Origin of the sequence: Pseudomonas sp. NFX15 (assembly GCF_049132105.1) — a bacterium.
GTDB lineage: Bacteria > Pseudomonadota > Gammaproteobacteria > Pseudomonadales > Pseudomonadaceae > Aquipseudomonas.
In genome coordinates this window covers 75,411-88,092 of sequence record NZ_JAFMPV010000010.1, presented here as the reverse complement: position 1 = coordinate 88,092, position 12,682 = coordinate 75,411, and the positions used below count along the sequence as shown (strand labels likewise).

Annotated in this window: 10 protein-coding genes; 3 read left to right on the top strand and 7 right to left on the bottom strand. The window is 55.9% G+C overall.

The genetic code is table 11. The features are described 5' to 3' along the window. Positions 1–35 precede the first annotated feature (35 nt). The 3 genes from J1D76_RS13295 to J1D76_RS13285 form a co-directional block, all read right to left on the bottom strand. Positions 36–1,367 carry an amidohydrolase family protein gene (locus J1D76_RS13295; RefSeq protein ID WP_421138837.1) on the bottom strand — a complete coding sequence of 444 codons (1,332 nt, stop codon included), beginning with the start codon at positions 1,365–1,367 and terminating at the stop codon, positions 36–38. Positions 1,368–1,541: 174 nt separating this feature from the next. Next, positions 1,542–2,723 carry a thiolase family protein gene (locus J1D76_RS13290; RefSeq protein WP_421138745.1) on the bottom strand — a complete coding sequence of 394 codons (1,182 nt, stop codon included), beginning with the start codon at positions 2,721–2,723 and terminating at the stop codon, positions 1,542–1,544. Between the two features lie 76 nt (positions 2,724–2,799). Beyond that, positions 2,800–3,495 carry a TetR/AcrR family transcriptional regulator gene (locus J1D76_RS13285; RefSeq protein ID WP_421138744.1) on the bottom strand — a complete coding sequence of 232 codons (696 nt, stop codon included), beginning with the start codon at positions 3,493–3,495 and terminating at the stop codon, positions 2,800–2,802. Positions 3,496–3,613: 118 nt separating this feature from the next. On the opposite strand from J1D76_RS13285, the gene J1D76_RS13280 reads away from it, so the two are divergent. From J1D76_RS13280 to J1D76_RS13270, 3 genes are all read left to right on the top strand, one after another. Further along, on the top strand, positions 3,614–4,843 hold the full coding sequence (locus tag J1D76_RS13280) for a cytochrome P450 (protein ID WP_421138743.1): 1,230 nt from the start codon (positions 3,614–3,616) through the stop codon (positions 4,841–4,843). Between the two features lie 84 nt (positions 4,844–4,927). Next, positions 4,928–5,884: a PDR/VanB family oxidoreductase gene (locus tag J1D76_RS13275; protein ID WP_421138742.1), complete on the top strand. Its 957-nt coding sequence runs from the start codon at positions 4,928–4,930 to the stop codon at positions 5,882–5,884. Positions 5,885–6,015: 131 nt separating this feature from the next. After that, positions 6,016–6,786: an SDR family NAD(P)-dependent oxidoreductase gene (locus J1D76_RS13270; RefSeq protein WP_421138836.1), complete on the top strand. Its 771-nt coding sequence runs from the start codon at positions 6,016–6,018 to the stop codon at positions 6,784–6,786. A 37-nt stretch (positions 6,787–6,823) separates the two neighbouring features. Here J1D76_RS13270 and J1D76_RS13265 read toward each other — a convergent pair whose 3' ends face one another. From J1D76_RS13265 to J1D76_RS13250, 4 genes are read right to left on the bottom strand one after another with little or no spacing between them, the layout of a single operon-like run. After that, on the bottom strand, positions 6,824–8,032 hold the full coding sequence (locus tag J1D76_RS13265; protein WP_421138741.1) for an acyl-CoA dehydrogenase family protein: 1,209 nt from the start codon (positions 8,030–8,032) through the stop codon (positions 6,824–6,826). Positions 8,033–8,054: 22 nt separating this feature from the next. Continuing rightward, positions 8,055–9,179, bottom strand: coding sequence for an acyl-CoA dehydrogenase family protein (locus tag J1D76_RS13260; RefSeq protein ID WP_421138740.1), 1,125 nt, complete (start codon positions 9,177–9,179; stop codon positions 8,055–8,057). Between the two features lie 13 nt (positions 9,180–9,192). After that, complete coding sequence (locus tag J1D76_RS13255; RefSeq protein WP_421138739.1) at positions 9,193–11,343, bottom strand: 3-hydroxyacyl-CoA dehydrogenase NAD-binding domain-containing protein; 2,151 nt, start codon at positions 11,341–11,343, stop codon at positions 9,193–9,195. A 28-nt stretch (positions 11,344–11,371) separates the two neighbouring features. Continuing rightward, positions 11,372–12,580, bottom strand: coding sequence for an acetyl-CoA C-acetyltransferase (locus tag J1D76_RS13250; RefSeq protein ID WP_421138738.1), 1,209 nt, complete (start codon positions 12,578–12,580; stop codon positions 11,372–11,374). Positions 12,581–12,682 lie beyond the last annotated feature (102 nt).

Here is a 12,682-nt window from a genome sequence, read left to right as displayed (position 1 = left end):
GCATTACGACTTACGCACTCCACGCCTTGAGTGGGTCAGGCTTCGGCGGCGACAGCCCCATCTTCTTTGGCAACTGCGTCGAACATTTTGACGATATCACCTGAAGTGACGCGACGACGAACCTCGCCTTCAGCCAGTGGAGCCGGACCGCCGTAGGATACTGGACGAGTATCGACATCCTTGGCTTTAGCGCGTAAAGCGCCGGCCGTGCAATTTTCGCGCCCTCCCATCATGCCAAAGGCATCAAAGTTGAATAGACGAAGAGCATTACCGTGGGTGATCTTGTCAACTACCGACCGAGGCAGATGATGAACGGTTTCAAAGAATCGGTCAGCCGACTCTGGCCACACGGTATCGGAGTGCGGGTAATCGCATTCATAGGCCACATTGTCTTCGCCAATCTCGTCAAGATTCTTCAAGCCAAATCGATCATCGATGAAGCATGTCAGGAAGTGCTCACGGAAAACATCGCTGGGTCTTTTGTTGCCAAAGTCGGCGTAGGTCCAGGCTTTATGGTGTTCATGGGTGAAATCTGCACGCTCGAGAAAATATGGAATCCAGCCGATGCCGCCCTCCGACAACGAAATTTTCAGATCTGGATACCGCTGCAGAGCCTTGAGGTGTAACCAGTCAGCCGCAGAGTTTACGATCGAGATCGGCATGGTAATGATCCAGGCGTCGATCGGGGACCCCATGGAAGCATGCGGCGCTGAAGCACCTGAGCCGATGTGAATGTTGATCACAACTTTGTTTTCAGCACAGACCTTCCACAACGGCTCCCAATGTTCATCATGAAGACTTGGCTGCCCACGCAGTGAAGGATTGTCAGTAAAAGAAATAGCGTGGCAACCCTTGGCGACGACGCGTTTGATCTCTTCTACGGTGGCCTTGATATCCCAGTACGGAACGATAGCGTTGGGAATATTGCGACCAGGATAGCTACCGCACCACTCATCGATGTGCCAATCGTTATAGGCCTTGAGTAGTGTGAGCGCATTTTTCATGTTATCGAATTTATGAAAAAGGCTGCCGTCGAACGTCACCACACTTGGGAAGTTCAGCGATGCCAGCAGACCATTCGCATTCATATCATCGATGCGTGAATGAATATCCCAGGCGCCTTTGCGCATCTGATCGAAGGAAACCGGCTCGCAACCGTATTCTTCGCGCATCCGGCCCACCACGGCATTAAGACCGATGTTGCCGGCGCGTCTGCCTTCGAATAGCCAGTAATCCGCGCCGTTTTTATCTTTCAGTACTTTGGGCGCAAACGCCTTCTGCGCAACAGTGAGGTGTTGGTCGTACATGGTCGGGGGTTCGACGATATGGTCGTCCACGCTCACCAGAATCAGGTCATTGACAGTCATAGACATGGTGCATCTCCTCCGCTAGAGCGACTCCAGGCCGCTTCCGGTTGGCCCGCTAAGGGCTGTTCTTGTTCTCGCACACAGACACGGTAATGCTTTTGCCCACGGCACTCAATAAATAACCGAATCTTTTTCGGTTATTTACAAAAATGACTTCCCCGGCTCTTTCAATTTTCACATGCGACTCAGTAATGCGCAGGACGCCAACGGTCCGCCGCCGTTAGCAACCAGGGCCACCTGCGCATTGCTGACTTGCCGAGCACCGGCCTCGCCACGAAGTTGCAGCACTGCCTCATGTAGATGACCGAACCCATGCAATCGACCAGCCGATAACTGGCCTCCATGGGTGTTCAAAGGAAGTTCACCGTTCAGCGCGATACGCTGCCCGCCTTCCACGAACGCTCCTGACTCACCTGGACCGCAAAAGCCCAAGGCTTCCAACCAGGTCAACGTGAGAAAACTGAATCCGTCGTAAAGCTGCGCAACATCGACATCGGCAGGTCGCAGGTCTGTGCGTTGCCACAACCGCTGGCCCGCGTCGCGTGCAGCCATCGTCGTCAAATCCGGGTATTGGTCCCAACCACTGTTGCCATACAGGGCGCCGCAAATCGCCTCGACGCGAACAGTTGGGCAAGCAAGATCCTTCGCCGTATCGACATGGGAAACGATCACTGCCACCGATCCATCAACGGGAATGTCACAATCGAGCAGACACAGCGGTGTCGAAATCATCCGCGCATTCATGTAGTCGTCTAACGTTAACGGTTCGCGGAAGATTGCATTCGGATTGAGCCCGGCGTTGCGCCGACCGGTAAGGGCAATCTGAGCCAGCTGTTCGCGGGTCGTGCCAAATCGGTGAAAGTGCGCCTGCGCAAACATCGCTGTCCATATCGCGGCCGAAGGTGCATTAAACGGTATCTGCCATTGAAACATCCCGTCGATACGTTGCCCGACCTGCCCGGTACGACTGGCTCCATGGCCCGCAGCGGCAGCGGTGGATTCTGTAAGGGTACGGAAACACAGCACATGACGAGCCTGACCGGTTGCCACCGCCATACAGGCGTTCATGACTGAACTCAACTGCGCCGGACCTTCGGCCCCACCCGCATACCAATTGAGTTTTAGATTCAGTGCATCGCGCAGCTCGAAGATGTGAACCGGGGACATGCCCACTGGGACAGCTTGCTGACCGGGCCAACAGGCCACCCCATCGATGTCATCGGTCGTCAGACCCGCGTCCGCCAGCGCCAGTTCGACAGCTTCCAGCGTGAGGTCCAGACCGGTCCGGCCAAGACGCCGACCCACCGCGGACATGCCAATGCCCGATATGCAGGCTTTTCGCTCTAGGATGTCCATGACAGTTCCTTATTCTCAAGTCGTGCGCCCGGATTTAAGTTTTGAGCGCCGAGAAACATAGGTATCATATATACGATTATAGTTTTTTGAAAGGCGTCTCTGCGCGATCAACTTCACCGAAGCCGCCATACATTAGAAAATCCACCGCTCGTTCGACCATCCTGTCGACCTCGTCAAAATCCACCTCTCCGCCTGTGAGCGTCATCAAACGTTCTGTTTCAGACGTCAGGGAGTGCTCCACTGCAAGCGCAAAATGCAAACGCCACCCGAGTTCCACGTCGTTCAAGTGGGGCATCAACTCTCGCAAAGCTTCGTGAAATGGACGCAGGCTTGCCACCTCCATCTTCATCATTTCCCGCACCCGCGCAGGTCCATCCAAGCGCATCCGTGCCAGGAACGGCGTAAAGAACATGCGTGTTTCGGGACGTCGGTTCCACCTAAGAACCGGCTCAATCAACGCGTGCAACACCGCCTTTATCCGGTCGTATCGAGTCCCTTCAAGGCGCTGGACCCACTGTAGCTGAATCAGGCGCTCTTCAAGCAAGGCAGGCGTGATGCGATCACACAGCGCCTCTAACAGCCCGTCCTTTGAACCAAAGTGATAGTTGATGCTACCTACGGAAACACCCGCCGCTTCGGCGATATCCCGGATTCCTACCTGCATGAAATTGCGGTGCGCAAATAATCGTTGCGCCGCTTCTAGCAACACTTCACGCGTTTCGCAATTGTCGGATGGGGGCCGTCCCCGGGGGCGTCGCGCTTCTTCAATCATAATCTGGCTCGTTAACCGCTTGACATTTATAATCATATATATGATTTTATGAACAAGCGATCAATTAATTAATGCCTTCCACTGGCAGCCGACCCCTCAACAACACAGGGCTATAGAGATGACAACAAGCGCCCCTTCCGCTGGGAAATGTCCTTTTCACGTTCCAGTAGAACTTCAAACTGACTTTGATGTGTATCTGAACCCCGGCCACACTGAAGATCCCTTCAAGGCACTCGCAAATGCGATTGAGGGGAAGCCCCGTGTTTTCTGGTCCTCCAGCAACCCTATGGCAAAACAGCCAGGCTCCTGGATACTGACGCGTACTGAAGATATGCGTACCGTAATGCGCAATCCGAAGCTGTTTTCCAGCGAGGAAAACGCGGGCTTCTCGAAATTGCTGGGTGAAAGCTGGAGCCTGGTGCCATTGGAAGTGGACCCACCGCGCCACGGTGCACTGCGCGCGTGGGTTAACCCATTCTTCGCGTCCAGCGTCATCCCCGCCATGGAGCCTGCCATACGCGAGACCTGTGTCGGACTCATCGAACAATTCCGCGCCAAAGGGCGTTGCGAGTTCGTCAACGACTTTGGCCGGCCGTTCCCTGTCACTGTGATTCTTCAGTTGCTGGGACTGCCGGTCTCAGAGCTGAGCCGTTTCCTGGATTGGGAAGATAAGCTGTTACACGGCTCGGATTTCCCGACCAAGATCGCTGCTGCCCGGCAGATCAAAGACTACCTGCTGTCCCAGATTGCCGATCGTCGCGCCAACCCTAAAGATGATCTTTTTACCAAAGCCGCACACGCTGAGATCAATGGCGAGCCGCTGAGCGAAGATGACATTCTCGGCTTCTGCTACCTGATGTTCGTGGGTGGGCTGGACACAGTCGCCTCCTCTCTGGGTTTCCATTACCAGTACCTGGCCGAGCATCCCGAGCTGCAGGCGCGTCTTCGAAAAGATCCCTCATTGATCCCGCAGACAGTGGAAGAGTTACTCCGTCGATTCAGTATTGTGATAACACATCGCCGAGCCACTGAAGACACCGAGATTGCGGGTGTTCAAATCAAAGCAGGCGACTGGATCACCATTCATACGCCGATCTCCGCTCTCGACGACACAATTCACCAATCTCCAACTACGGTGGACATTGATCGTCCGAACAAAATGCATATGACCTTCTCCTTTGGGGCACATATCTGTTTGGGGATGCATCTGGCACGTCGCGAGCTAATCATCGCACTCGAAGAATGGGTAAGCCGCGTGCCTGACTTTCGCATAACCGAGGGTGCTCCACTCCGCACTCACGGCGGTGGTGTCTATGGTGTGGACGAACTCCATCTGGAATGGAACTGAGCGTAGATCACATCACGGCGAAATCAGGTTTCGCTGATCGAACATCTAAAGGCAGGCATTGCCGGCCCCAACAGGTAAAGAAGCATGATCGAAGCGATCGTCGTCTCCCGCCGCTTGGAAGCGGAGGATATTTTCAGTTACGAGTTGGCCCGCAAAGACGGTGAGCCCCTGCCATCGTTTGCGGCTGGCGCCCATATCGATGTGGAAGTCAGGCCGGGATTGATTCGCCAGTACTCGCTGTGTACAGCTGCAAAACACCCGCATCGCTATCTGATCGGTGTGCTCAAAGACCCTGGCTCGCGTGGCGGCTCCCAGGGGATGCACGACAACGTACAGGAAGGAAGTACGTTGCTTATCAGTGAACCTCGTCTTCTATTTCCGCTGGAGCGCAGCGCTCGACGCTCGCTACTATTTGCGGGCGGGATCGGTATTACGCCGATTCTGAGCATGGCCGAACGGCTTGCCCAGGGATCGACTGATTTTACCCTGCACTACTGCGCGCGCTCTCAGAGTCGGATGGCGTTCCGCGAACGCTTGCTTGATTCATCTTTTGCATGTCGAACGCACCTGCACTTCGATGACGAATCCGACGCGCAAAAGTTGGATGCTCACAAAGCAATCGGCGCGCCTGAGGCTGACGTTCATCTTTATGTATGCGGCCCTACCGGTTTTATGGAATACATCATAGAGACGGCGCGCAACCTTGGTTGGGACGAGCCTCATATCCATCGAGAGTATTTCTCTGCGCCACAAGTGACGTCCCCGGTTCAGGACGACCGATTCGAAGTCACCATAGCGAGCACGGGGCAGGTTTTCGAAATCCCTGCTGGCGTCGCTTGCGTCCAGGTTCTGAACGAGGCAGGTCTGAACGTACCTGTGTCATGCGAACAAGGTGTCTGCGGAACGTGTGTAGTGCGCGTGCTCGACGGCATGCCCGAGCACAGGGACCTTTTTCTCACCGATGCGGAGCATGCGAAGAACGACCAGTTCACTCCATGCTGCTCACGCAGTAAAAGCGGGAGCCTGCTGCTGGACCTATAATTGCTCCTTTCGGCTTCGGGATTATCCCCTTTTCCGAGCCCCCTTATGGGGGCTTTTTTACGCCCTGATTTGCAACCATAGAGCACGCAATGCACGCAAACAACGTTAATCAATCTGGAGACGTATTACCGATGAAATCCTTGTCATTCTCGCTCGAAAATCGAGTTGCGCTCGTGACGGGTGCATCCAGCGGCCTGGGTCATCACTTCGCAGGCACACTTGCTCGTGCAGGCGCGCGTATTGCGGTTTGCGCGCGCCGGATTGAAAAGCTGGAAGAGTTGGTCACGCAGCTTCGTCAAAACGGTGCTGAGGCGGTCGCGATCGCTATGGATGTGTGCGATGCAAACTCAGTGCGTATGGGATTCGACAAGATTGAAGCGTCATTGGGTGTGGTCGACCTGATTATTAATAATGCTGGCATCGCCTCAACCCAGAATTTCTTGGAGCACGACGAAGAGACTTGGGATCAGGTGGTCGATACAAATTTAAAGGGCGCGTTCCTGGTCTCTGGGGAAGGTTCTAGACGTATGGTGAAAGCAGGATGCCAAGGCTCTATTGTCAATATCGCGTCGATCCTGGGCGAGCGAGTCGCAGGCGGCGCCTCCTCCTATGCGGCATCCAAGGCAGGACTGATTCAACTGAGCAAAGCAATGGCGCTGGAGTTGGCCCGTCACGGTATCCGAGTCAACGCGCTAGCACCGGGGTATGTTGCCACTGATCTGAATCGAGAATTTCTGGCCAGTGAAGCCGGCCAGCGTCTGATGGCGCGAATTCCCCAGCGCAGAGTCGCCACTCCCGATGAACTGGACGGCCCCTTGCTTCTTCTGGCAAGTGATGCAGGCAGCTACATCACGGGCGCAGTACTGGCGGTTGATGGCGGCCACCTCGTCAGCTCTCTCTGAACGAAACATCCCCGGCTATGCCGGGGATGACTGTTCGTCAAGCCTTGAGTTGATTAAAAGGCGTGTTACGGTCAGGACGGTCTTCAGCAGGTAGCCCCAACACCCGCTCAGCAATAACATTGCGCAGTACTTCGTCGGTCCCACCGGCGATTCGCAGACCAGCTGACCACAGGTACCAAAACTTGAACATTCGAGCAGGGCTGTCCTCTGCATCCGACAACCCACCATCTTCAAGCATCTCCAACGCGTAGCCGCACATATCCTGCAGCGTCTTCGCCATCACCAATTTGCCGATGGACGCTTCCGGACCTGGTACTTGTCCTCGAGATACCGCTGTAGTCGAGCGCAACCGGGTCAGAGCCATTCCCTCATCGGCGACGTAAAAACGTGCGAGAGTCTCCGCCACAGAAGAGTCGCGGATTGCATCGCCTCCTGATAGCGATCGCGAAAGCTGCAACAAGCTACGCAAATCCGGAGACTGAGCCGGTCGTCCGCCTACCGCCAGACGCTCAAACATCAAAGTGGTCAAGGACACTTTCCAACCCTCGCCGATCTCACCCAGCCGCTGGCTGTCAGGGATGCGAACGTCAGTAAAAAAAACTTCGTTGAATTCCGCGTCTCCGAGCAACGTCTTGATCGGTCTTACTTCAATACCAGGGGAACGCATGTCCAAGTAGAACATCGTCAACCCTTTATGCTTGGGAACACTTGGATCAGTGCGAACCAGCACGATGCCGAAGTCAGCGGCATGGGCGTAGGAAGTCCAGATTTTCTGGCCATTGACGACCCATGCCTCTCCATCACGTATCGCACGAGTGCGGACAGCTGCCAAATCGGAACCGGCGGCGGGCTCGGAAAAAAGTTGGCACCAGATTTCCTCACCACGTACCGCTGGCGGCACATAGCGCTGTGCGACTTCAGCGGCGCCATGAGTGAACAGGGTCGGCAGACACATACCCACGCCAACCTGGAAAGGCACCGTGGGCAGACGATACTGCTCCTCTTCCTGGTGAAAGATGATGTGTTGAATCGGCGTACCACCCTGCCCGCCCACTGTAGTGGGCCACATGATGCCGACAAAGCCTGCGGCGGCCTTGCTGGCTTGCCAGGTACGTGCAAACTCCATGAAGTCATTCTCGGTCAATGCCCGATCTTCAGGCACCTCATGGCGGGGGGCGTGTTCTGCAAGCCATGCTTTAACATGACCGCGGTAGCTGGCCTCTTCAGGGCTATCTTCAAAGTCCATCAATACAACCCTCTTAACCGATTCATTGAGATGGCGCCTGATTATCGACCAGCGCCTCAATCAGCTGCCGCGACCAACGCGGCCGACCACCAATGTTTGCGGCAAGCAGACGGGCACGCCGATAGAACAATTGGGCATCGCCCTCCCAGGTAAAACCGATGCCGCCGTGCAGCTCAACACATTCTTCGGCAGCGAAGTTGAACGCTTCTATCGCCGCCAGGCGCGCACCTGCGGCCGCTAACGAAAGCTCGTTTGACTGATGTGAAAGAGCCCATGCGCCGAAATACGCATGACTTCTCGCTAGCTGATTCTTGACGTAGACGTCTGCCAAGCGGTGTTTAACCGCCTGATAGCTGGCCACAACTCGACCGAACGCGTGTCGGGTACGGGTGTAATCAACCGCCATAGCGAGCGCTGCTTCCGCACCACCCAGTTGTTCAAAGGCGGTCAACACGGCAACCACGTTCATCAGACGACGGGCCATATCAGCGCCTGTTCCAGGCGCACCAAGACGAATCGCCGTGGCGTCAGCAAATTCGATCCGAGCATGCTTGCGCAACCGATCGATCGCGAGATCTGGCTGACGACTGACACCCGCTTGCGCCAGTCGAACCAGCCACCAGCCGAAACCGTCGCCATCCTCCTTAGAGCAAGCAGAGACCACTGCTATATCGGCCATAAGACCATCAGCTACCGGAATTTTGATACCAGTCAAGCGTCCGTCAACAACTTTCGCTAGAGGGCGATCGCTCCAACTTTTGCCGGCCTGCCCTTCTGCAAATGCCACGGTGGCAACCAGCTCGCCAGCGGCTAACAACGGCAGCCACTCACCAGCTTGGACTGCATCATCAGCCAATTTGATTGCTTCACTTGCTTGGAGCACTGAGGACATAAAGGGAACGGGAAGCAGTGTCGCGCCGAACTCTTCGGCAAGCACGCACAGTTCCAGGTAGCCCAGACCAAGTCCGCCAAATTCTTCCGCTATCGCAGTAGCGGTCCATCCCATCTCGACTATGGCACCCCACAATTTGGCGTCGTGAGTCAATTCGCCATCCAGTACCGCACGGCGTGCGCCTCGGTTTTCAGTGAGAAACCGCTGGGCTTGTCGGCGAATTTCTTCTTGCTCATCAGAAAAATCAAAGTTCATTGCAAGACCCCATTCATACCGCTACTGGGTAGAAGCGCAGGGCTTGAGCCGCACGCGCCTTGAGCCAGGCACTAGGACGCCAGCGTTCACCAAATTGATCCGCCAGCGCTTCGCAGGTTTCCACAAATTGGTTTATGCCAACTGTGTCGATCAGTGAAAACACGCCGCCGGTATAACTTGGATAGCCAATGCCCAGCAATGAGCCGACGTCCCCTTCGGACGCATCCGTAATCACCCCTTCTTCAAAGCAGCGGGCAGCTTCCAAGGCCTGGATATAGAGCATGCGTGTTCCCAGTTCGCTGACCGAGGGTTGCGGTTGCTGTGGCGGATACACTTGAGCCATCCCGGACCAAACCTGCCGTTTTCCTTCAGGATAATCATAAAATCCTGCACCGGATCGACGACCCCGACGATCCAGTTTCTCGACGAACAGTTTCTGTACCTTGTAGCCCACTGGCTCGACCCAGTCGTCACCCAAATCTGCCCGCCCTTGGTTCATCGCGGTCAAGCCGATTTCGATGGTGACTTCGTCGGTAAGCGCCAATGGGCCAACAGGGAATCCGGCTTGTCGAGCAGCGTTGTCGATCAACACGGGTGAAATGCCTTCAGCCAGCATTCCCATGCTTTCATGCAAATAACTGCTGATCACACGAGTGGTGAAGAAGCCGCGAGCATCATTAACGATGATCGGCGTTTTGCGCAGTGCTTTGATGAAATCCAGAGCGTGAGCCAAGGTCTGCTCTGAGGTTTGTTTGCCTTTGATAACTTCTATCAGCGCCATACGGTCAACTGGCGAGAAGAAATGCAAGCCAATAAAGCGATCAGGTTTGCCAACTCCAGCTGCCAGGCCCGTGATGGGTAACGATGAAGTGTTCGAAGCGATAATGGCATCCGGACGAAGCACGGCCTCAAGCTTTTCAAATACCGCCTGTTTTACATCTCGGCTTTCGAACACCGCCTCAATAACCAGATCACAATCGGCAAGGTCGGCATATTCGGAGCTTGGCCTGATTCGAGACAGAATTGCATCGGCCTTCTCCTGGACCATGCGGTTCTTGCCGATGAGTTTGGTAAAGCCGTCGGCAAGGCGCTGTTTTCCCGCCAGTGCCTGTTCAATGCTCGCATCGAGCATGACGACGTCAAAACCTGCCAAAGCGCTGACATGTGCAACACCGGCCCCCATCAGTCCGGCACCGACAACACCAACCCGCTTGATCACAGCTCCAGCGATACCCTGCGGTCGCCGTGCCAGTTTATCCAGGTCGCTCTTGCTGACAAACAGCGTGCGCATCATGTTGCGCGCCACCGGGTTCATCAATAATTTGGCGAACTCGCACGATTCGATATGCAGTGCGGCGTCCATCGGCACTGCGGTACCGTGGGCCACGGCCGTTAGCAAGGCGATGGGAGCTGGATAGTTGTACTGGGTTTCGTTGGCAAGGCGAGTTGCAACGAGGTTGAATGTATTGCCTGGTTCAGCCTCCATAAAACCCGAGCCACCTGGCAACTTGAAGCCCTTGCGATCCCAAGGCTGGCTGGAGTCTTCAGTTTCCAGCACCAGCGTTTGTGCGGCCTCAAGTAACGTCTGCGCGTCCACAACCCGATCAACCAGCCCCAGCTCGAGTGCCTGTTTGGGCGTCAGACGTTCGCCCTTCAGCATCAACGGCAACGCCTTGGCAATCCCGATCAGACGCGGCAGGCGCTGGGTGCCGCCGGCGCCTGGAATAAGGCCCAGCGTCACTTCCGGAAGCGCGAGCAGCAACTTCGGATCGTCGACCACCACGCGGCGATGGCACGCAAGGGCCAGCTCAAACCCGCCACCCATTGCCGACCCATTGAGCGCGGCCACGAAAAGCTTGCCGCTGGTTTCCAGTCGCCGTAACAGCGGTTTGAACTGATTGGCCACCGCCAATGCTTGTTCGGCTGTGAGCCCCTGATCGAACAGAGTCATCATCTGCCTGAGGTCGCCACCGGCCATGAAGTCCGACTTTGCGGAGGACAAAACGGCCCCTTTGACTGCCGAATCGTCAACCACCCTATCGATGGCGCTGGCCAAATCATCGCGAAACTGCAACGACATCACATTCGCGGAGTTGCCGGGAATATCAATAAGTATGTGCGCGACACCCTTATCGCTGACGCTGTACTTGAGCGTTTGATACATCTCGATTGCCTCTTGTTATTGTTGGCGCTTACAGCCGCTCAATGATGGTTGCAGTACCCATGCCGATACCGACGCACAAAGTAATCAACGCGGTGCCCTTGCCGGTGCGCTCCATTTCATCGAGCACGGTTCCCAACAGCATCGCGCCTGTAGCGCCCAACGGGTGTCCCATGGCTATCGCCCCGCCATTCACATTGATCCGGTCGTGGGTTATATCCAGGACGCGCATGTATTCAAGCACCACCGAGGCAAACGCTTCATTGAGCTCGAATAAATCAATATCACTCACCGTCATACCAGCGTTGCGTAGCGCCTTGAGGCTAGCCGGCGCCGGGCCGGTGAGCATGATTGTCGGCTCCGAGCCCACCGAAGCAAACGAACGAATACGCGCCCGCGGCTTCAGGCCGAGCCGTTCGCCGACCTCGCGGTTACCGATGAGTACTGCAGCGGCGCCATCAACGATGCCGCTAGAGTTGCCGGCGGTGTGGACGTGATGTATCGAATCCACTTCCGGATAGCGACGGATGGCAATACCGTCATATCCACCCAGTTGGCCCATTTGGGCAAATGCAGGCTCGAGGCGGGAAAGCGACTCGACCGTGGTTTCGGCGCGAATATGCTCATCTTGCGAGAGCAATGGCAGGCCAAGTGAATCCACCACCGTCAGCACGGAACGCGAAAACCGCCCTTCCTGCCAGGCCTGAACGGCCCGGCGCTGGCTTTCGGCCGCGTACGAATCAACATCGTGACGTGTGAACCCCGAGCGGGTTGCAATCAGGTCAGCGCCAATGCCCTGAGGCGCGAAATAAGTCGCGTAAGCCACGGCCGGGTCCCTCGCCCACGCGCCGCCGGCCGATCCCATGGTTACTCTGGACATCGATTCGACACCGCCGCCAATCAGCAAACTGGCCTGACCGCTCATCACTTGAGCGGCGGCATTGTTGACCGCTTCCAGTCCTGATGAGCAGAACCTGTCCAGCTGCAATCCAGGCACACATTCATCGAAACCTGCGATCAGAGCGGCAGGTCTCGCGATGTCCGCGCCTTGCTCGCCAACCGGTGTCACCACGCCCAACACGACATCTTCAATCAGGCGGGTGTCGATCTGATTGCGATCACGCAACGCTCGAAGCACCTGGGCGGCCAGTTCAACGGGTCGCACGGTATGCAGAGCACCGGTATTGCGTCCTTTACCCCTCGGGGTTCGGACATGGTCATAGACGTATGCTTCGGCCATGCTGGCTCCTCATGTTGTTCTGCTTATTAGGGCAACGGCTGTACGGGTAGCTTGACGGGACAATCATATCAATCATATATATATTTACAACCCGCGTGATTG

Bases quoted from the DNA above. Each gene is read 5' to 3' on its own strand.
- J1D76_RS13295 (WP_421138837.1), bottom strand. From the start codon at position 1,367: ATGACTGTCAATGACCTGATTCTGGTGAGCGTGGACGACCATATCGTC.
- J1D76_RS13290 (WP_421138745.1), bottom strand. From the start codon at position 2,723: ATGGACATCCTAGAGCGAAAAGCCTGCATATCGGGCATTGGCATGTCC.
- J1D76_RS13285 (WP_421138744.1), bottom strand. From the start codon at position 3,495: ATGATTGAAGAAGCGCGACGCCCCCGGGGACGGCCCCCATCCGACAAT.
- J1D76_RS13280 (WP_421138743.1), top strand. From the start codon at position 3,614: ATGACAACAAGCGCCCCTTCCGCTGGGAAATGTCCTTTTCACGTTCCA.
- J1D76_RS13275 (WP_421138742.1), top strand. From the start codon at position 4,928: ATGATCGAAGCGATCGTCGTCTCCCGCCGCTTGGAAGCGGAGGATATT.
- J1D76_RS13270 (WP_421138836.1), top strand. From the start codon at position 6,016: ATGAAATCCTTGTCATTCTCGCTCGAAAATCGAGTTGCGCTCGTGACG.
- J1D76_RS13265 (WP_421138741.1), bottom strand. From the start codon at position 8,032: ATGGACTTTGAAGATAGCCCTGAAGAGGCCAGCTACCGCGGTCATGTT.
- J1D76_RS13260 (WP_421138740.1), bottom strand. From the start codon at position 9,179: ATGAACTTTGATTTTTCTGATGAGCAAGAAGAAATTCGCCGACAAGCC.
- J1D76_RS13255 (WP_421138739.1), bottom strand. From the start codon at position 11,343: ATGTATCAAACGCTCAAGTACAGCGTCAGCGATAAGGGTGTCGCGCAC.
- J1D76_RS13250 (WP_421138738.1), bottom strand. From the start codon at position 12,580: ATGGCCGAAGCATACGTCTATGACCATGTCCGAACCCCGAGGGGTAAA.